The 19,823-nt window shown below is 55.1% G+C and carries 17 protein-coding genes; 15 read left to right on the top strand and 2 right to left on the bottom strand.

Annotated elements, in window-relative coordinates; genetic code table 11:
- Positions 1-97: 97 nt before the first annotated feature.
- From FE784_RS18190 to FE784_RS40965, 9 genes are all read left to right on the top strand, one after another.
- Positions 98-379, top strand: coding sequence for an ArsR/SmtB family transcription factor (locus FE784_RS18190; protein ID WP_139603654.1), 282 nt, complete (start codon positions 98-100; stop codon positions 377-379).
- Positions 380-454: 75 nt separating this feature from the next.
- Positions 455-1,651, top strand: a complete 1,197-nt coding sequence (locus FE784_RS18185; protein ID WP_139603653.1) for an MFS transporter — start codon at positions 455-457, stop codon at positions 1,649-1,651.
- A 190-nt stretch (positions 1,652-1,841) separates the two neighbouring features.
- Positions 1,842-4,364, top strand: a complete 2,523-nt coding sequence (locus tag FE784_RS18180) for a phosphodiester glycosidase family protein (protein WP_139603652.1) — start codon at positions 1,842-1,844, stop codon at positions 4,362-4,364.
- Between the two features lie 370 nt (positions 4,365-4,734).
- Positions 4,735-5,616 (top strand): ABC transporter ATP-binding protein, encoded by an 882-nt coding sequence (locus FE784_RS18175; protein WP_139603651.1) that lies wholly within the window; start codon positions 4,735-4,737, stop codon positions 5,614-5,616.
- Positions 5,604-7,673: an ABC transporter permease gene (locus tag FE784_RS18170; RefSeq protein ID WP_139603650.1), complete on the top strand. Its 2,070-nt coding sequence runs from the start codon at positions 5,604-5,606 to the stop codon at positions 7,671-7,673. The genes FE784_RS18175 and FE784_RS18170 overlap by 13 nt, the downstream gene beginning before the upstream one ends.
- Entirely contained in the window at positions 7,670-8,374 is a 705-nt protein-coding gene (locus FE784_RS18165; RefSeq protein ID WP_139603649.1) for a hypothetical protein, read from the top strand. The genes FE784_RS18170 and FE784_RS18165 overlap by 4 nt, the downstream gene beginning before the upstream one ends.
- Before the next feature lie 9 nt (positions 8,375-8,383).
- Entirely contained in the window at positions 8,384-9,016 is a 633-nt protein-coding gene (locus FE784_RS18160) for an RNA polymerase sigma factor (protein WP_139603648.1), read from the top strand.
- Positions 9,003-9,968 (top strand): hypothetical protein, encoded by a 966-nt coding sequence (locus tag FE784_RS40970; protein ID WP_176706341.1) that lies wholly within the window; start codon positions 9,003-9,005, stop codon positions 9,966-9,968. The genes FE784_RS18160 and FE784_RS40970 overlap by 14 nt, the downstream gene beginning before the upstream one ends.
- Positions 9,965-10,699, top strand: coding sequence for an ATP-binding cassette domain-containing protein (locus tag FE784_RS40965; protein WP_176706340.1), 735 nt, complete (start codon positions 9,965-9,967; stop codon positions 10,697-10,699). The genes FE784_RS40970 and FE784_RS40965 overlap by 4 nt, the downstream gene beginning before the upstream one ends.
- A 207-nt stretch (positions 10,700-10,906) precedes the next feature.
- Here the strand turns inward: FE784_RS40965 and FE784_RS18150 are convergent, their stop codons facing one another.
- Entirely contained in the window at positions 10,907-11,809 is a 903-nt protein-coding gene (locus FE784_RS18150; RefSeq protein WP_176706339.1) for a helix-turn-helix transcriptional regulator, read from the bottom strand.
- A gap of 262 nt (positions 11,810-12,071) precedes the next feature.
- On the opposite strand from FE784_RS18150, the gene FE784_RS18145 reads away from it, so the two are divergent.
- The 6 genes from FE784_RS18145 (at position 12,072) to FE784_RS18120 (ending at position 19,048) form a co-directional block, all read left to right on the top strand.
- Positions 12,072-12,971: a GNAT family N-acetyltransferase gene (locus tag FE784_RS18145; protein WP_176706338.1), complete on the top strand. Its 900-nt coding sequence runs from the start codon at positions 12,072-12,074 to the stop codon at positions 12,969-12,971.
- A 42-nt stretch (positions 12,972-13,013) separates the two neighbouring features.
- Positions 13,014-14,579, top strand: coding sequence for a hypothetical protein (locus FE784_RS18140; RefSeq protein ID WP_139603644.1), 1,566 nt, complete (start codon positions 13,014-13,016; stop codon positions 14,577-14,579).
- Entirely contained in the window at positions 14,576-15,901 is a 1,326-nt protein-coding gene (locus FE784_RS18135; protein WP_176706337.1) for a GH39 family glycosyl hydrolase, read from the top strand. Before FE784_RS18140 ends, FE784_RS18135 begins: the two co-directional genes overlap by 4 nt.
- Before the next feature lie 175 nt (positions 15,902-16,076).
- Positions 16,077-16,481, top strand: a complete 405-nt coding sequence (locus tag FE784_RS18130; protein WP_139603642.1) for a hypothetical protein — start codon at positions 16,077-16,079, stop codon at positions 16,479-16,481.
- A 610-nt stretch (positions 16,482-17,091) separates the two neighbouring features.
- A complete protein-coding gene (locus FE784_RS40960; protein WP_176706336.1) occupies positions 17,092-17,211 on the top strand; it encodes a GntR family transcriptional regulator in 120 nt (39 codons plus the stop codon).
- Positions 17,212-17,755: 544 nt separating this feature from the next.
- Positions 17,756-19,048: a right-handed parallel beta-helix repeat-containing protein gene (locus FE784_RS18120; protein ID WP_139603640.1), complete on the top strand. Its 1,293-nt coding sequence runs from the start codon at positions 17,756-17,758 to the stop codon at positions 19,046-19,048.
- A gap of 587 nt (positions 19,049-19,635) precedes the next feature.
- Here the strand turns inward: FE784_RS18120 and FE784_RS42880 are convergent.
- A complete protein-coding gene (locus FE784_RS42880; protein WP_425465552.1) occupies positions 19,636-19,770 on the bottom strand; it encodes a helix-turn-helix domain-containing protein in 135 nt (44 codons plus the stop codon).
- Positions 19,771-19,823 lie beyond the last annotated feature (53 nt).

The raw sequence follows: 19,823 nt of genomic DNA, 5'->3' as shown, positions 1-19,823 counted from the left end.
TACATATCGGAACTTTGTAGTTTACTTTTGCGGTAACGTATGCTATCTTTATTTCGATACATATAGAAATAAGTCAAGAAGCAAGGGGGATGTTCCAATGGTCGAAGCTAATACGGAAGTACGGCAAGCGGTCAAAGTTTACAAAGCGCTCGGAGAGCCGACCCGGCTCAAAATCGCTCTGCTTCTTACCGAAGAGAGAAATTTGTGCTGCTCCGATATCGCGGGTAAGCTGGAATCGATCGCCGGCTCGACATTGTCCCATCACCTGAAGCAATTGACGGACTGCGGCTTGCTCGATCTGCGCAAGGACGGAACGTACATTTATTACAGTGTGAACCGCGAAGTGGCGCAAAGATATGCGCCGTACTTGCTGGAGTAATTTTTTGCTCTATATTTCTATATTTCTAGAAATATAAGAGAATTAAACGGAATGAAGAAGGGAGCAAGAACAAGGATGTCAAATGCGTGGAAAATCTATATGCTGGCCGTCGTCAGTTTTCTTGTCGGAACGTCGGAGTTTATTATCGCGGGTATTTTGGATAAGGTTGCGGACGATATCGGGGTTTCGGTATCCGCCGCCGGGCAGCTCATTACCGTGTTCTCGCTTGCCTATGCTTTCGGAACCCCTGTTCTGATGGCCCTCACCGCACGCCTGGAACGGAGGAAGCTGCTGCTTTACGCTCTCGGCGTATTCGTCGTAGGGAACGGCATTGCCGTTGCATTGCCGGGCTTCGAGTTTTTGGTCGGCTCGCGGATCATTTTGGCACTCAGCACCGGGGTATTCGTCGTTACCGCCTTGACCGTAGCATCCAAGCTGGCTCCGCCCGATCGGCAGGGGAGCGCCATCGCGACGCTCGTTATGGGCTTCAGCACCGCCCTCATAGTGGGCGTTCCGCTCGGCAGAGTGGTTGCCGCCGTATACGACTGGAAGACGATTTTCGGAGGAATCGGCGTACTCGGCATACTCGCGATGCTCGTCATTTCGTTTGCAATACCGCGAACGGACGGCGAGGAGCCGGTGCCGATGCGCGACCAGCTGGCGCTGTTGAAGCAGCCGCGCATCGCCATAGCCTTATCGATCACCTTCTTCTGGATCGCCGGGTATGCGATCGCCTATACGTACATTTCGCCTTTTCTGCTTACCGTTACGGGCATGAGCGAACGAGGCGTGAGCGCCGGATTGTTCGCATTCGGCATCGCCAGCCTGATCGGTTCCAAGCTCGGAGGCTTCAGCACGGATAAATGGGGGGTTCCCCGTACGCTGATCGGCGGAATGATGCTTCATGCAGCGGCTCTGATCGCGCTGTCGCTGGCGGCCCATTCTCCGGTGATCGTATTCGCTCTGCTGATGGTTTGGTCGTTCTCCGCATGGTCGTCGGGTCCAACGCAGCAATATTATTTGATCTCTCTCGCGCCGCAAGCTTCGGGAATTATGCTGAGTCTGAACACTTCGGTTCTGCAGCTGGCCATGGCAGCCGGGGCGGGTATCGGAGGCGTCGTGGTGGAGCAAGCGTCGCTGACGGCTATCAGCTGGATCGGAGCGGCGGGAGTCGCTGTAGCCGCGGGGTTTGCCGCCGTATCGCTCGGCTTGAACCGTTCCCGTTCCAGCCTGAAAGCGGAAGATCGAGTTTTGCAGAAAGCTGGCGCATGATACACGATTTCAAATAGTAATTGCGTAGGCGGCCAACATTTGCTTCGGCCGTCTTGCTGTTTTGATAGGAGGTTAAAGGCCATCCGTATTTTCAATCGGAAAAGGATTGAAAACGGGTGGTTTCTCTTTTATTATATAGTTAATCAAATGTATTTATAAAGATAAGCGTTAATACGAAGGAGCCGAGACGTTGAAGGAAAACCGCGAGTTACTGGGGATGGCCATAGCGCAAAAGGCGGTAGATTGGGTCGTCAAGCGAGAGGATACATTTCGCGTTGCTCCGGGTGTCGTGCATACGAGCAGACAGCTCGGCGGTCAAGATATGCTGCAATCCATTCAAATTACCGAAATCGATGCGACAAACCCATACCTGCGCCTGGAAGCCTTCTCCTCGGAAGGCGGGGTTACGAGACTCGAAACGGTCGGTAACCTGCTGCATCAACTGGAGAAGCAGGGGAAGCGCATTATTTGCGGCTTCAACGGAGATTTCTTCAGCTACGCGGGCGTTCCGTCCGGATTGCAAATCACGAATGGAGAAGTCGTAACTTCGCCGGCCGTAACGAAGGTTCTATTGGCCGTTTTGTCCGACGGAACCGTCGTTTTGCGGGAAGCGGTGGCACTCAACATGGTGCTGACGACAATAAACGGTTCATGTTTGCCGCTGCATATGATCAATCGGGCGCAAAGCGCCGTCTATACGGACCATGCCTGGATTTATAACGATCGATTCGGCAATTCTACCCGGACTTCGGGAGATGTAGTCGAAGTTGTCGTCTCCGCTGACGCGGGATGCGATACATTCAAAACGGAGGTACGGCTCACCGGAACCGTCGATCGGGTAATCAAAGGCTCCGATACGCCGATCGAAAGAGGCAAGCTTGTTATATCGGCAACAGGCCGGAAGGCGGAATGGATCGCCGAATATTTGGTTCCGGGCATGAAGGTGAGCATCGATCTTTCGTACGATAATGCTGTGGATCAAGCGCGGCAAGTCGTTTCGGGCAGCTCGACATTAGGATTCGTCCTGCTGAGAGACGGTGAAGTGTCGCCAACGCTGCTGGATCCTGCCGTCAGACAAAACAGCGATCGTCATCCGCGGACAATGATAGGCGTCAAAGGCGGGAAGATGTATATGATCGCTGTAGACGGGCGGCAGCCAGGGCACTCCGACGGCATCACGCTGGCTGAAGGCGCATTCTACCTGCAATCGCTCGGTATGGAGCAGGCCATCAACGTTGATGGAGGAGGCTCGACCACGTGTTATGTACGCCTGCCCGGCGACGAACGTCCCGTGCTTTGCAATCGGCCATCGGACGGTTTCGAGAGAATGGTCGGCAATGTATTGGCATTAGCGAGCACAGCTCCGACAAGTCGTTTGGAGCAACTCGTTTTATTGCCCAAGCCGATGATCAAGGTTATGTGCGGCAGCAAAGTTTCGTTTTCCGCAAAGGGCCGAGACGCTTATGGCAACAGTGTCCCGATACGGAAAGAGCAGCTCGAATGGAAGGTGGAAGGGAATATAGGTTCGGTGGATCGCGATGGCGTGTTTATTGCAGGCCCCGACAGCGGAGTCGGGCAAATTGTCGTTGGCGGCGTAGGGGTGACTCAAACCGGAGAGGTCATCGTGCAGCGGCATGCCGCCTATTTGCAAATCGAACCGTCGACTATGGTCATTAGGCCGGGGGGGAGCGCGCATCCTCGGGTATTGGCCTATGACGTACAGGGTGAGCGGGTTCATCTTTGTGCAGAACAAGTAACTTGGTCGGTGCAAGGCAAAATAGGAGAGATTTCTGCTGACGGAATGTTTCTCGCCGGGGAAGAAATAGTTCGGGGCAAAGTTACGGTAAGGCATGGAGAAGCGGTAGCGGAGGCTGACGTGCGGATCGGCATTTTGCCGTACCTGGTAACGGGTTTCGAGACGCTGGATGGCATGAGTATCCACGAATCCAATGCGGTACCGGGTTCGGTAAAGCTGTCCAGGGCGACTCGACCGCAGCCCGTACGATACGGCACTTTTTCCGCTAAGCTGACTTACGATTTCACCGGCATGAACGGGTTGTCGGAGGCGGCAATTCGCTTTACTGACGATTCCGATAACATCGGGCATCAGATCGGCGGCACCCCTAGCCGGTTAAGCGTATGGGTGTACGGCGATTCGAAGCGGCATACGCTGCGATTCGAGATTAGCGATGCGGCAGGTCTCAGGCAAAGCATAAATGCAACCGACGAGAGAGGCGTGTACTGGAAAGGCTGGAACTATGTATATGTCGATATGCAGGATCAAACTGTTTTTCCGATTAAAGTAAACACGCTATCCGTCATCGAAACGGATGAAACCATAAAAAGCTCTGGCGCCATTTATTTGGATAACTTTCGTGCGGAATACATGGATCTCGACGAGGATGTCGAAGGGCCGTCGATCCAAGGATTGTCTCCAGCTCCGAATACGGTGCATGCAGCGGGAACCAGACCCGAGATTAGCGCATCGGTTACGGACTCGGGTAGCGGCGTGCATCCTTCCTCCATTCGGATGTGGCTTGACGATTCGGTCATGGATCACCGGTATGATACCGTTACAGGGAAATTGACGTATGTTCCATCCTCGGATCTGGCGGCGGGCGAACACAAGGTTGTCATTGAGGCAGCCGACAACAACGGAACCGCGGTCGTACCTCCTGTCGAGTGGACGTTTCGGATCGGAAGGAACGAGTAGTCTTGCTTTTTATCCGCAGGCTATAAATTGCATTTCGGACGATGGGCAATCGGAGCCGCCGCCGAACCGGCACGCAAACGATGGGAGCGTTTATACGAGTGGCGAATTGGCAGCACTCCCGAGAAGGCGAGCGAACGGCAATCCAATTAGGCGAAGTCTATTTGCTATGCTTTGAGAAAAATTCAAGATCATGAAGAAGGCTGCCGACTCGAATCGCTCGGCAGCCTTTCTTCGTGCATGAGCTGAAAGTCAGTTTCTTGCTTTTATCATGCTTCCCATCTTGGATAAAAATATCGAATCGACATGAAACTTTTAGTGCCCCCTGTTTCGTGTTAGGATCGAAGACGAAATGACAGGAGGATATGCAGTCATGATTCGGTTGGAACGATTGACCAAACGATACCGCGGACACTGTGCTTTGGACCGTGTCGATCTGTCGCTGGCACCCGGTCTGCACGGGCTGCTCGGACCGAATGGCGCGGGAAAGTCGACGCTGATGAGCATATTGGCCACCTTGACCGTGCCGGATTCGGGCAAGATGTCCATATTCGGATTGGATCCGATTACGCAAGGGGGCGGCATTCGCCAACTTCTCGGCTACGTGCCGCAGCAAATACGCCTGCCAAGCCAGTTGACCGGCGCCGAGCTGCTGCATTATGCCGCCTCTATGAAAGGGATCGGTGACAGAGGGGTACGCTCGCAGGAGGTGGAAAAGGCGCTTGCGGAAGTGAATTTGAACGACAAGGCGAACAGCAAAATCAAGACGTATTCCGGCGGGATGAAGCAGCGGCTCGCTATCGCGCAGGCGCTGCTCGGCGACCCCAAATTGGTCGTTCTGGACGAGCCTACGGCCGGCCTCGATCCGGCGGAACGCATTCGCTTCCGCAATTTGCTTCGCCGTTGGGGGGAAACTCGCGTCGTTCTATTATCGACCCATATCGTCGGCGACATCGAGACGAGCTGCGACAGTGTCACGGTGCTTCACGAAGGGCGGCTGCGCTTCCAGGGCGAACTGCGGGAGCTGGCGAGGCTCGCGGATGGCCATGTGTGGGAAGCTCGCCTGCCGGCGTCCGAGGCGGATCGATGGTTCGCCGAGCGGCTAGTCGTCGGAAGCCGGAGGGAAGGGAACGCGATAACGCTCCGGTTCATCGCCGCCGAGCGGCCGTTTCCGGATGCTGCGCCGGCAGAGCCGACAGTAGAGGACGGCTATGTGGCCGCTTTGAAGGGAGCCGCAGACGGATGGCGAAGCTGATGGCCGTATTTCGGCACGAATGGACGCTGTTATGGAGAGGCAAGGCTGCCCCGGTGCTTTTGTGCGCGTTCGCGGCATTTTGGCTGTTCACGATCATCCGTTACGAGGCGGACCCGAACGGCCGAGGGCTTCGCGGCGACGTATTCTACAACCAACTGTACCCGGTGTCGATGGCGGTCATGCTGATGTGTTCGCTGACAGCCGCGCATCGGATCGAAAAAGAACGGGCAGGAGGCATGCAGCCGATGTCGCTGTCCTGGAACGTGTCGAATGGAGCATGGCTCGGCGGCAAATGGCTTGCCCTGCAAGCGTACGGCCAACTGTTCACGCTCGTCGGCGCCGTCGCTCAGCTCGGCTGGTTTGCGGCGGCGGGGAGCGCTTCTTTGCGGCAATGGCCGGTTCACCTTGCGTTTACTTCGCTGCAGCTTGGCTGCGGAATGGTTTTCATGATCAGTCTCGGTTTTACCGTTGCGATTATGTTGCGAGGACGGTTTGTTTATTTGCTGCTGCCTCTGCTGTGGATGTGCCCTCTATTCATCGAGAACGAAGGGCATACCGGTACGCCTGCACTGGAAACGATATGGCGTTGGTTCTCGCCTTACGGCCTGACCGGATACAAATTGTTTCCGTTTCGCAATGTGTGGGAAATCCCGCATTTGCAGCCTGTCATACAACATCAGCTCCCGCTTGCGATCGCATCGCTCGGCTTGTTCGTTCTGGGGGTAGCTGCGTTCGAACGCAGTCGCAACGGACCGCGTGAAACGCTAACGTACCGGCTTGCGACATTCATTGCGGGAACCGTTTCCGTTATCGTTTTGTCGGCCGGTTTTGCGGGGTTTGCCGGCCGGATCGATGGTCAAAGAGAGCAAATAGACCATTACTCGACTCAAGGCCTATCGCACGAAAAGTTATACGAGAATGAGGTTCCCGACACCGATTTCGTTCCGGATCGGTACGACCTGACGATCCGCTTTCCTGGGCAGGACACCTTAGCTGCGACCGCAGTCGTTACGGTGCGCCAGCAACGGTCCGAGTCTTCATCGGACGTCTACTTTACGCTGAACCGTTCGATTCGGGTCGTCTCGGTGGAGACGGACCGGCCGGCAACGTGGTCGAGAGACGGCGATATCGTCGCGATTCGGACAGAACAGCCGATACTCCGTGGCGAAACGATGAAACTGACGTTCGTCTACGAGGGCGAAATTGACGAATACCGCGAAGAAGGGCTATTGAAGTACAGCTTCGCGAGCAAAACGATGCTCAACCTCCCGAAATCGGTCGCTTGGTATCCGTTGATAGGCAAACGGCAGCTGATTCGGGCGGCCGACCACAACAACACGGCGATCGGGCATATCGCGGTAAACGGCATCTACGTTGAGCCCGCTCCGGCTACATACAGGGTATCTCTCGAAGACGGCGCCTATTCGGACGCGGTCATGCCGATTGTCCGTACGTCGCCCGGCCGATATGAGGGGACGAGCGGTTACGGACTGTTCCTCGCCGCGGGCGTCATCGCGGAGAAGGACGTAGAAGGTGTCAGAGTCGTCGACCATCCGGATATGCTGGCGGCTACTACGGAGGAAGTGCGGAGGACGCTGGAGCGGCAAAAGTTTATTGAATCATGGCTGGGCGAGAAAGCTGACATTCCTTCGTTATGGACTACAATTTTCACGTCTCAGGAGGGAGATTGGCTGTTCGACGGTTCCGATGTTCGCTGGGCATATATGGACGTGAATGCTCCCCGCGTCGAGGGAGGAGACGATCTCGCCGATATGGTCAATTGGCTCGTGAGCTGGTGCTACGGCAAACGGTTCGATATCGACTACGTGATGCGGTTCGATCGGTTCGAATCGTTTTATCTTCGTCTGCAAGGCAGGCAGCCGGCAGGCAAGCAGAGCCGACTCCTCGAGTTGATCGCGGAGGAGGAACGACAAGGCGGCGACCATTTGGAGCGGATGGCTGGGACTCTATACAAAGCGTTCAAGTCTGCTGAGCCGCCGAATTCGTTCGACCCGGTCGAGACATGGCAGCGGATCGGGAAAGGCGGCGCGTCATGAGCCCGCGTACCCCATACGGCAAAGCCGCGTTTGCGTACCGTTGCTCGTTATGGACGAAGCTATGGTTGAAATCGCCGTTCAGCTGGCTTGTTGTCCTATGCACGTTCGCGGCCGCGCGGTTGATTGTGCAGAGCGGCCAACATAGTCAGGATATAGCGAGCTCGGTCTATGAGAAGGAGGGCATGCTGCTCGCAGCGGTTACCGTATCATGGGCGATGTCGCTGGATGCCGATTCCGGCTGGCTGCGTCAAATATGGACATATCCGCAGCGCCGAATTGTCGTAATCGCCGAACGGTACGGTTTCGGGATGCTGCTGTTCTGTGCGGTCATGGCGATCGTTTCCGTCTATATGCATGCGCGGTTCGGCTCGAACGTCTGGAAAGTATTCATGTTCGCTCTGCCTGTTCACGCGACTGTCGGGGCATGCGCGATGGTCGGCACCATACTGGCGAACCATTCGTTGGGGGGACTTCTCGGTGCCGTCGGTTTGTGGGCGGCGGCTGTCGGAGCGGGCGACAACTTGGGCGAATACGCCCCGGCGGTCGTTCATTTCACCGGCGTGTTCCGGTCCGTCGTTCATGCTGGTACCAGCGCCGCGGTTCCTTGGGACGGATGGGTGGTCGCGAACCGATTCTGGTATATGGCGGCGTTCTGCACACTATGGGCGGCGGCGGTTATGCTTGTCTTAAGGAGAAAATAGGGATGGAGCGTGAATAAACCGATGGAAGACGAGGCGTGTATGCGGGAGTTGGCCGAAGGGCGCCATTCCGCGCTGGACGCGATCATGTACAGGCATAACCGCGCTTTGTCCGGATTCGTGTCTCGCGCCGTCGCCGACGAGCAGCTTGCCGAGGATATCGTGCAGGATACGTTTGTAACGGTGCTGCGGCAAGCAAGGCGCGGCTTCGTCCCGGATCGGTTCAAGCCTTGGCTGTATAAGATCGCGATCAATTTGTGCAAAGATCATTGGAAGAAGGCGTCCGTCCGCCGGGAAACGCCGGTGTCCGACGATAGCACAGCGCTGCATTCGGGTATGCCGGAAGGGACGATCAACCTGTTCGATCGGCAAATCGAGCGGCAATGGATGGTCGAATCGTTAAATCGGCTATCTCCTTCTTTCCGGATCGTCCTCTATTTGCGCTTTTATCAGGATATGCCTTATGCGGAAATCGCGGAGACGCTCGAATTGCCGGTAGGCACAGTAAAAACTCAGTTGTTCCGCGGGCTGCGGAAGCTGGAAGCACTCTTGGAAGCAGACCGTCACGGGGACCTGGCGCCGGAGCCGCAATCGGAGCCGATGCCGAATCGAAGAAAGGAGGGCGCGCCGGATGGGAATCGATGACGAACGAAAGCGCCCGGACTATTTGAAAATCGAATCGGAAACGACGGAACCGCCCGATGGCGAAGAACGGCTTTCACCCGAGGAGGAGCGCGAGCTGGTCCGGTTGGAGAAAGCATGGAGAGGCAAATTCGACCGTTATACGGCGTCTTTGCCGACACCGGAACGAACTGCGGATCTGATCGCCCGCGTACGTTCAATGGCGGACCGCGATGCGCCGTCCCGGGGCGAGGCGATAGTCGAGGCAAGTCATGCCGATACGGCATCGGGGAGCGAGATTCCCGACGTTTGGTCCGAGTTGGAAAAAGCGCGGCAGCGGGAGCCGTTATGGAGCCGGGCGTATGTGCTGTTCCGTTCGCAATGGAGCGTATACGGTACGCGGGGCTGGCTGGCGACTGCAGCAGCCATATTCGCTGCCGGGTATGGCGCCGGTCAGTATGAATACGACTCTGCGCGAGGACTGTCGGTATGGCTGCACGGCATAACGCTGATCGCAATATTCGCTATGGCGTACGCATTCCGCCCGATCGACGAAGGAATGCGGCAACTGCAGCGCATCGGTTATTATTCGCCTCTGCAGCAAACGATCGCGCGATTCTCCGTCGTATTGGGCGTCCAATTTGCCGCCGCTTTGGCCGCATCCTTCATGCTGACGGATACGGGAATCCGGCTGACGCTGATCCCGTTTCTGCTCGGTTGGACCGCCCCGCTATTGCTGTTCGCGGTAGCCGGGTTCGTCCTGTCCCAATGGTGGGGGACACGGACGTCGTCGTCGGCGCTTCTCGCGGTATGGGCCGCGCAGCTCGCCGGAGGCGACCGTCTGCAATGGGCGTACTTGCTGGCGACACCCGGCTTGCCTTATTACGAGACGACGCGCTATATCGCTTGGGCTATGACCGCCGGCTTGTTGGCCGCTTATTTCGTCTGCCGTCACGGAAAGGAGGCGTCTCCGTGAGTCTCGACGCGTCTATCCGAATCTATTGCGACCGATTGAGCTGCCGGATCGGCGGAGAACCGGCGCTTCGATGCATAACCCATACGTTCGAGAGAGGCATCACTTATGTGGTTGGCAAGGCCGGATCGGGCAAGAGCACCCTGCTTAGCCTGCTGGCAACGGTCGGACCCGTCTGCGAAGGGAGTATCCGCTACGAGCGCCGGGACGCTGCAGCCGTTAGGTGCGCCGACGACGGCATAATTAACGTTATCCTCGACTATGCCGACGTTAGGGCGATGACCGGCTATTTGCCCCAGCAGTTCGCCGGGTATCCCGATATGACCGTCGAACGATATTTGCGTCACGAAGCGGATCGCAAAGGGATGCCGTTAGGATGGAGCCGAACGGCACTTCCGCGTCTGATCGCGGAGAGCGGAATCGCCACGCTTAAGCGCAGACGCATGAGACTTTTGTCGGGCGGAGAGCGGCGCAAGATCGGGCTGCTTCAGGCCATCATGCATGCCCCGCGACTATGTGTGCTCGATGAGCCTTTCGAAGGGCTGGATGTATTGGAGTCCGCCTATTTCCGTCACGAGCTGGAAAAACTGTCTGCCTACAGCACCGTCGTCATCGCGACGCATCGTCTGGAACAGATCGACCCGAGAGCCGATTGCTCGCTTCTGCTGCTCGAACAAGGCAAGCTTGCTTTCGTCGGTACGGGGCGGAACATGGACGGATTGCCGTTCGACTGAGTTGAAAAAACACACCCTGAAAAGGTGTGTTTTTTAGTTCCGGTTCCGCGTTGCAGAAGTTGGAAAAAGGGGAATACCTTGCAAGCGAGGTTGGGCAATTCCTTTTGGGATGGAACAAATCTAAATGCAGTTTTGCAGGCAGATGATCCAAAAAGGTCGTTTTGATGCGGAACTAAAGCACTATTGCATATTGCATTTACTTAACCATTACTCGGAATCGAAACGGGAACGGCTGTTTTTGTGCCATATGCGGTATTTCCCCGGCGTCATTTCTTTCAATTCCCGGAAAGTGCGCGAGAACGATCGGAACGATCCGAATCCGGCTTCGGCGGCAATGTCGATTTCGCTCATCTCGGAGGAAGCCAGGAGGCCGCAGGCATGGCGAATACGGACGTCCCGCAGAAAGTGGACGAAGTTGACCCCCGTATGCTTCTTGAACTCCTCGCTTAGATGGGAGGGGCTCATGCCGTATTGTTCGGCCAATCCCGATAAGGTGAGCGGTTCTTGGTAGCGCAGGTGAACGTCGCGGATGATCGACCAGATCGATCGGGTTCCGACGGGATCGGGCGAAGAGGTCGACACCTTCTCCTGTCTTCTCAGTCTGTCGAAGCGAATAAGCACTTCCAGCAGCTTTATTTGAAGGAAGTGGTTCCTCCATATGCGATCGCCTTCGAACTCGGCCAGCATATCGGCAAACAGCTTCTTGAATACGTCCAGCTCGTCTCCTTCCGGTTGTACGGAGGGGGGCAATTCCTCATACATGTACAGCAGCTGGTCCAGCCCCGTTACTAGTGCGGAAGAAAGAAACAGGAAGTTCATATCGAACATGCAATTGTACAGCCGCAGCGGTTGAACCGACTCGGTAAAGATCTCATGCACCTGGTACGGCAGCAAGAAGAAAAACGTTCCGGGGAGCAGCGAATGTCTCTTGCCGTTAATAACCTGATATCCCGTCCCTTCCAGAATGAAGGAGATTTCCAAATATTCGTGGCGGTGGGCAGGAAAATGGCTATGAATCCGGGGAATACCGATCCGGAATGGAAATTGTTCGGAAATCGTTATCCCGGGGTGGGATAAAGCAAGGCTTCTAGTTTCCGGATAGAGCGTCATAATGGCTGTTCTCCTCCGTTGCATGTACAGGTTTTCTTCATTCTACTTTTTCTCGGCGCAGTTGGGTAGACCTCGTTACATTGCAAAGATACTCTCGGGGAGCGAAAAAATGGCGCGAACACCGAAAAACTGTCCGTTGCGTCTCCGCGATCCGATGTAAGCTAATACTCGTCGACCGACGCCGGCATAAGGCAATAGCCGGTCCATGGCCAATATGGACCGGGACCTGAAAGGGCGACGCGCGGCAGGAGGAGGGGACGGCTTGCGGGGAACTGAGATCCGGCTCAGAAGCTTGAGCGAATGCTCGATAGCGGATATAACGGCATTGTGGAACAAAGGATTCGAGCAGTATGTAAACGACATGTCGCGAACGGAATTTCAGATGGCGGTGCGAATGGGCAAGCTTCACATCCATCCGGAAATGTCGGTGGCCGCCTATGCGGGCGATACGCCAGCGGGCTTCGTCATGATCGGCTGGCGGGACTTCGGGGGAAGAAAGCTCGCTTGGAACGGCGGAACAGGGGTAGCCGTCGCCTTTCGCGGCTGCGGTCTGAGCAAGCTGCTGTTGGCGGAGGCGATCCGTCGGGCGAAGACATCTGGAGCCGAACGGCTTTCGCTCGAAGCGCGGACGGACAACGACAGAGCTGTTGCGGCGTATAGGAGCCAAGGGTTCGTTGTCGCAGACCGATTGCTGGATTTGCGCCGAACAGGCGGTTTCTCGGAAATGCCATTTCGCCGGGAAAAGGAAGGAGGCTACTCTTCTGTCCGGGGAACGCCGGAGTTGGCGGGCGGCTTGCCCTTCTACAACGGCCGCCTGTCTTCGTGGACGACCGAATGGTTCAGTCTCGACGGCGGACGATCGCTTATCGTATACGATAGCAAAGGGACGGCTGCCGGTTATTCCTTGTATCAGGAAGAACTCGATTCGGCCAATCGGCTGTCGTCGATCCGGCTGTGCCATTGCGAAGCGGACCCGGGGCGGGGGGACGGCAGGGACGTGATCCGCTATATGCTGGCGGAAATCATGAAGCCATGCGTCGTGAGGCTTTCGCGCAAAGCGCACTATGTTCGGGCAAGCAATAGGGAGCTGATGGAGGCGCTCCGGGAGGCCGGATTCGAGCAGACGCAAGAGGAGTATTTGATGGAGCTGACGTTCTCCTGATCGTCCGGCGACACCACATTCGTTTATATGGAGGGGATCGCAATGAACAAGCGGGCGGAGCAGTCCGGAGGATACGCAGCCATTCCAGGATCGGCAGGTGTAGAACGAGAGACAGCCCGATTTGCATACGATGCGGAAACGGGATCGTCCCTACGAATCGGTTGGGCGGAAGCGGATATTACGCCGTCGGAGCCGGTATTGCTGGCCGGGCAGTTTCATGCCCGATTATCGGAGGGGGTGGCCGACCCGCTGCAGGCAACGGCGTGGGCGATCGACTCCGGCGCGGACCATGCCGTATTCGTCGCCTGCGATACGATCTCGGTATCCGCCGAGTTGCGCGATGCGGTCCGAGACCGACTGAGAGGGCAAGCCGCCGGGCTCGATCCGTTGCGGGTCATCCTGCACGCCACCCACTCCCACACGGCGCCGGAAATACGGCCGAATTCCTCGCAGGCGGCGCATGCGAGCGGCGGAGCAAGCGGCGTCGGACTCGATGCGATGCCGGTCGCGGCATATGTCGAATTTGCGGCGGAGCGGATCGCCAAAGCGGTCGCGAAGGCGTGGACGGATAGAGCAGAGGGAGCTTTCGCCTATGGGGCCGGTCAGGCGGTGGTCGGAAGAAACCGCCGATGGGTGAACGACCGCGGACAATCGATCATGTACGGATTGCAGCCGGGAGTGGCCGATACGTTCCGTCAAATCGAAGGGTACGAAGATCATTCCGTCAACGTGCTGTCTACGTATAATACGGAAGGCGAGCTGAGCGGCATCGTGGTTAACGTCGCATGTCCGGCGCAGGTCGGCGAGCAAGGGTATGCGATCAGCGCGGATTTCTGGCACGAAACGCGCCAGGAGCTCCGCCGGCGGCTGGGCGAGCGCTTGTTCGTGCTGCCGCAATGCAGCGCGGCCGGCGATCAATCTCCTCGTTCTTTATATGGAAAGGAAGCCGAGCTGCGGATGAGAGAGCTCCATGGACGGACGGAACGAATGGAAATCGCGCGGCGGATCGCGAACGCGGTCGAGGAAACGGTATCCGTGATCGGTGCGGCCGCTCATACCCGAGCGGTACTGAGGCATCGGGCGGCATTCGAGGAGCTGCCGGCAAACCTTCTCGACGAATCGGCCCGTCTGGAAGCGACGAACGAGTCCGCACGGTGGCGGACGGAATTCGACGCGGAGCTGGACAAGCTCGAGCAACGGCCGGAGCTGCGCGAATCGCCGGGCTGGTACCGTGCGGCAACCAACGCTTACGGACGCATGAGCTGGCACCGGGATGTGCTTTCACGATGGGAACGCCAGCGGGAGGGTGCTTCCGGCGAGAAGGCCGAGCTTCATGTCGTGAGACTGGGAGACCTCGTATTCGCGACAAATCCGTATGAGCTGTATATCGATTTCGGGTCGCAGATCAAGGTGCGGAGTCCGGCGGTTCAGACGTTCCTGGTGCAATTGGCGGGAGCGGGCACTTATGTTCCGAGCCCGCGCTCGGTTTTGGGAGGCGGATATGGCGCGGTGCCGGCGAGCAATCCCGTGGGACCGGAGGGCGGACAGAAGCTGGCCGACGCCACGGTGTCTATCATTCGATCATTATGGGAGGAACAGGAAGGATGACCGCAAATATCCGTATCGATTTTTCCGAGAAGCTCGGTGCCGTCAAGGCGCTGCAGGGTGTCAACAATGGGCCGCTCTGCTACGGCAATGTGATAGACGTGACACACTCTTACAAGGAGCTGGCCGTACCGTGGGTACGGATACACGATCCGAACTGGCCGCACCCGCTGGAAGTGGACATTCATACGATCTTCCCGGATTTTTCCGCAGATCCGGAAGATCCGGCCAGCTACCGGTTCGAGCGAACGGACCGCTACATCCAATCGATCGTCGATACGGGAGCCCGGATCGTATACCGATTGGGCGAAAGCATCGAGCATTTCAAAAGGTGGTATTGCTACCCGCCGGAGGACAACAACAAGTGGGCGGCCATTTGCCGAGGAATCGTCAAGCATTACAATATGGGGTGGGCAGACGGGTTTCATCACGGCATCCAGTATTGGGAAATATGGAACGAGGTCGAGAACGAGAAAATGTGGCCGGGGACGCCGGAGCAGTTTTACGAGCTGTACCGGGCGGCGTCGACCGTCCTCCGAGCCTTGGATCCCGAGCTGAAGATCGGCGGTTACGCTTGCGGGGGAGGCGTATTCAATCAACTGACGTTCGGCTTTCTGGACTATTGCAGAACGCACGGACTCCCGCTTGATTTCCTCTCTTGGCATGTATATCCGAACAATCCGCTAAGACCGCTCTCGATGGGAAAACGGGTACGCGCCATGCTGGACGAATACGGCTTCACAGCTGCTGAAAGCCATCTGAACGAATGGAATTACTTGCGGTTTCCGCCGGGTGCGAGCTGGAAAACGATGTGGACCGACGAATATGTGAAGCAAGACATTTTGGAGCGGGGCAAAGGTCCGGAGGGTGCTTCGTTTGCCGCGGCCACGTTGATCGCCCTTCAGGACGCCGATGTCGACGTCGCCAATTATTACGACGGTCAGCCCAGCTCGATTTTTTGCGGCTTGTTCAATTGCTACGGCGTTCCGCAGAAGACGTTTTACGCGTTCCGCGCGATCCGGGAGCTTGGCGAGACGGGAGAACGCGCTCTTGCGGAGTGGGAGCACGGACGCGACGACCTATACGCGTGCGCCGCCGTACACGACAGCGGTAAGAAGGCGATGGTGCTGATCAGCAATTTCAGCGATCGGGATAACAGGCTGCGACTTGCTATGAACGGGCTGGCGGAAGGAGCATGGATCATCGAGCGATATGCGCTGGATGAAGCGAACACGATGAAGCTGGTCGCTACGGGCATGGAAAAAGAGCTTGAGCTTCGCATTCCCCGCTACGGGGTGTTGCAGGTGAAGCTGACGAAAGTGTAGAATGGCTGCGCCGGAACGAGCGACAGGCGGCCCGGTCTTCACGGATCGGGCCAGAATCTGCTCGCCCCTCCGGCATCCATGGGAGGACGGAAACGGCGTATTTGGAAAAAGCATACCGCGAAACGGGAAAATTGTAAGCGCTCTTTTTATAGATTGATGTGGAGGTATGGGGGATATGAGCACGAATAGACAGCGGATCGGGATTTTGTTCCTTATCGTATGGGCGCTTATGACGCTTTTGCTTGCCGCTTGCAGCGGCGGGAGCGAGGGGAAAAAGGAAGAAAGTGCGGCAGCCGACAATGGAAATGCGCCGGCCGGGCCCACGAAGGAGCCAATGGAGCTGACGGTTTATTATATGGGGAGCGACTCCAGCGAGGAACGGTTTATGGAGGTTTACGGGGACGCGATCCGGCGGGGGCATCCGAACTTTACGTTGAAGTGGATGAACTACAATACGGTCAAGTTTGCCGATTTGGCCGCAACCCAGACGAAGGTAGACCTCTTTTACGGTCCGATGGGCAACTATGCCTCCGTCGTGAATGGCGGTTATGCCGATCTAAGCTGTATTGTTCTGATTTAACGAAATCTTACCAAATGAGATACTGGGTCTAACTCTTTTCTTCGTCCAGAATCGCGCAGCGCAAGATTTCAACAGCGGTCGGAACCCCTCTGCCTGCCCTCCCCATGCGCCAACTGAATGCCTACGCGGGAGCGACTTACACATGTTTGCCAATTGTTGTCCCGATGACAGCTGACGCCCATGCTGGGCGTACCGCTAGAGGCCTGGAGCTCCCTTGGGGAGTGTCCGGGCCTTGTTGCTCGATTTGCGGCTTAACCGATTGCCGACTGCGCTTGCTTCAGCTTGTGCAGCAGCGCATCGACCAAAAACACGAGCCGTCCAAAATGATAATATACTGCCGCCCTGCGCCTATGGGCTCTTTGTAGCGGCAGCGGCCAAAAACTAGTTGACAATGGGAAAAGTCACTTCTATAGTAGCAGATTGTATACTATGGTCTAACCATCTATGCGATTCGAATGTCGGGTATGACGCGTATTGCCGCTCCGGCAGCCATTCCTGTTATTCCTTCTATGGACAATTACGGGCGTATCATGCAACCGTCGACGACGATCAACCAATAGTGGCATATGGCATGGAAGGGAGGCGGAACGCAAGGGAGACTCCGAAAAGAATGAATTTGCTCCAAATCGTAAGTGAGCGGCTCAAAAGCTATATATTGGAAAACGAGCTGAAGGCGGGGGATAAGTTTCCTTCCGAGAAGCAGCTGATCGATTCGCTCGGCGTCAGCTGAAATCGACGTTGAATTCCGAGAGCCTATCAGATAGAAGGAGGCGATTTCCCGTCTACAGCAACTTCGTGGAAGGTACGCTTGGCGCTTACATCCATCCAAATGAATATATAAACGTTACATATGGTCATATTGCAACTCATCAAACCAAGACCGGATAAGTTGTTATTCAGGATGTAGTCGGGGGAACGAAGGCAAAATATCGACTCTCGTACGTTCTCGAAAAGATGCAGTAGAATACTGTTATTATGTAGCACAATTATGACTTCCTGTAGGGAACTTTATGATTTTATGATATATTCTACTATAAACGCCGGTCTTTTCAATAGATTGCGTTCTTCCGAACGTGATTTATGACGCGGCTTTACCTTGGGCGCTATCAGTTTTGTCGACAGCGGCAAAAGTTCTCGACAAAGTGACGCTTCAAAGCCAACCCCTTGGCCAAGGCCGCGTATGAATCTTGCGTTTTACTTTTTATATTGGAACCCGATGCATTTGATTCAGAATTTTATTTTTGAATCTGATGCGCCAGGAAAAGGAGAAGAATATGAATCGATTACTGCCTGTCTTTCTCATAGGCTTTTCCTTGGCTCTGCTTTTTCAAGGCTGCAGCAGCGGCGATTTTGAATCACAAATTTTACCTTATGAAGACCGTAACGGAAACCTTTTTTCCGAAGAGGTATTCCCTGAAACAGGCTTGGAAGCTCAAAACGGCGATAGCGGAGCGGTGTCGGGATCAAATTCGGGTTTGGACTCAGGCTTGGCTTCAAGTTATGGACCGAGCTCTGGCTCTGACTCTGGCTCGGATTCCGGATCGGATTTCAGTTCCGGTTCAAGTTCTGACCCCAAAGCTTGTTCCGCATCAAAACTTCAGGACATTGTTGCGCCAGCGACTTCTTCAAACGCTTTTGTCAGGGTGGATTGCATGCTTAACCTGAAGTCCAGCGACGTCATCACTAAGCGATTGGTTTATGAAGGAGCCGGAGCTTCCAATCTGACGTTGAACTGCAATAATGCTAAACTGTTAGGCAATAATGGAGTCAATGACGGAAAAGACATGATCACTGTCAAGTCTATCCAAGACGGTTCCACTTATTCACGACCTGAAAATATAAAGATTTCGAATTGCATCGTAGAAGGTTCCATTCGCGTGATGGGACTTGGACAAAATGGAGAGGCCGAAAGCGTTTTACTTTCGTCGCGCTCCAGCGGTCACACGGCTAGAGCCCAACAAGCGGCTCCCAGAAACATTGAATTTAACAATATCGCTATCTATTCGAAAAACAGAGTTCCACTGTACTTCTCTCCAGGGGTGACCTATTCAAAAATTCTCAACTCCACATTTAAAGGAACCAGCGGCAGCGTCGTCGTTTATCTCGATGCCGAATCCGCCTACAACACTATAAAAAACAACGAGTTCAATGTCACAACAAAGAGTCGTGAAGTGATCGCCATCGACGGTTCAGCCAATAATCAGATCATAAACAATAAACTAACTGAACTCGGCAATGGCGGAATCTTTCTCTATAGAAATTGTGGGGAGGGAGGGACGATTCGCCATCAAACACCGAGCTACAATGTAATTTCTAATAATTATTTTTACTACAACAATTATGACGGTAAGCTTCCCCCAATCTGGCTCAGCTCTCGTGATGGAGCCAGAAACTATTGCGAGCACGATAAGGGTTACACTTTCGGAAGTAGCGAAAGCAATCTGGACCATGCCAGCTCGAATATCATCTCCAATAATAAGATCCAAAAGCTTTCTCCTTCAAAGATGATTCGCCTCGGCGGCAGTGCAACAAAAAACGTCATTTCAGGCAATAAGCAAGTCGAGTAAGAACGGGTCCGTCGAGATCTCACCCAAGTTCTCGAAGAAGCCACGGTTCGGGCAACATGGTCTGCGAAAATCTGCTCCAGTAGATTAGAATCTACCTGATTATGACTGCGGCATAACTGCGCAGCTGAGATCGATTCAAGTCCAAGTTCCATTTGAAAATCCTCCGATAAGACATCGTCTGCTATTTCTCGCAAACCATCGCGATGTTGCAACTGGGCATGAAGGAATAGCTTTAGGTAGGCTCAATTTGCATAAACTCGCCTGAGGGTTCAACCGTTCATCTGCAAGGGAGCCGTAACGCGATTTTCAAAAAATCGGAATCGGCGATGCTGCGTTACCTCGATATCACGAAAGATGGTAACGAAATCGTTCCCTATGTGAAAGGTTATGCCGTTTTTTCCGCGACCGCATGGCTGGTGTAATCCAAGAGAAGTCATTGTCAGAATGAAATGGCTGCTTCATCAATTGAAAGTCGATGTCGAGACCGTGGCAACTGGAAAATGTCTACGTATTTTAAGAACATAGCGCGTGCAGGGATCAAATCGGAGTCTTTCACTTGATCGCCGCACGCGCTTTTTCCGCTTCATTCACTTGGATCGTTGCCACTGCAATCGATATTGATTGGGTGTAATTCCCTTGTTCTCTTTGAAAATTTTGCAAAAGTATGAGGTGTTCTCGAGACCTATCGAGTCGCCGATTTCGGCAACGGATAGCTCGCTCATCGTTAAAAGCACACAAGCCTGCCGCAAACGGCGGGCTTTTACGTATTCCGAGA

The organism is Paenibacillus hemerocallicola, assembly GCF_006265175.1.
GTDB lineage: Bacteria > Bacillota > Bacilli > Paenibacillales > NBRC-103111 > Paenibacillus_AB > Paenibacillus_AB hemerocallicola.
This window is presented reverse-complemented; position numbering and strand designations above follow the sequence as displayed.

Bases quoted from the DNA above. Each gene is read 5' to 3' on its own strand.
- FE784_RS18190 (WP_139603654.1), top strand. From the start codon at position 98: ATGGTCGAAGCTAATACGGAAGTACGGCAAGCGGTCAAAGTTTACAAA.
- FE784_RS18185 (WP_139603653.1), top strand. From the start codon at position 455: ATGTCAAATGCGTGGAAAATCTATATGCTGGCCGTCGTCAGTTTTCTT.
- FE784_RS18175 (WP_139603651.1), top strand. From the start codon at position 4,735: ATGATTCGGTTGGAACGATTGACCAAACGATACCGCGGACACTGTGCT.
- FE784_RS18170 (WP_139603650.1), top strand. From the start codon at position 5,604: ATGGCGAAGCTGATGGCCGTATTTCGGCACGAATGGACGCTGTTATGG.
- FE784_RS18165 (WP_139603649.1), top strand. From the start codon at position 7,670: ATGAGCCCGCGTACCCCATACGGCAAAGCCGCGTTTGCGTACCGTTGC.
- FE784_RS40970 (WP_176706341.1), top strand. From the start codon at position 9,003: ATGGGAATCGATGACGAACGAAAGCGCCCGGACTATTTGAAAATCGAA.
- FE784_RS18150 (WP_176706339.1), bottom strand. From the start codon at position 11,809: ATGACGCTCTATCCGGAAACTAGAAGCCTTGCTTTATCCCACCCCGGG.
- FE784_RS18140 (WP_139603644.1), top strand. From the start codon at position 13,014: ATGAACAAGCGGGCGGAGCAGTCCGGAGGATACGCAGCCATTCCAGGA.
- FE784_RS18135 (WP_176706337.1), top strand. From the start codon at position 14,576: ATGACCGCAAATATCCGTATCGATTTTTCCGAGAAGCTCGGTGCCGTC.
- FE784_RS18130 (WP_139603642.1), top strand. From the start codon at position 16,077: ATGAGCACGAATAGACAGCGGATCGGGATTTTGTTCCTTATCGTATGG.
- FE784_RS40960 (WP_176706336.1), top strand. From the start codon at position 17,092: ATGAATTTGCTCCAAATCGTAAGTGAGCGGCTCAAAAGCTATATATTG.
- FE784_RS18120 (WP_139603640.1), top strand. From the start codon at position 17,756: ATGAATCGATTACTGCCTGTCTTTCTCATAGGCTTTTCCTTGGCTCTG.
- FE784_RS42880 (WP_425465552.1), bottom strand. From the start codon at position 19,770: ATGAGCGAGCTATCCGTTGCCGAAATCGGCGACTCGATAGGTCTCGAG.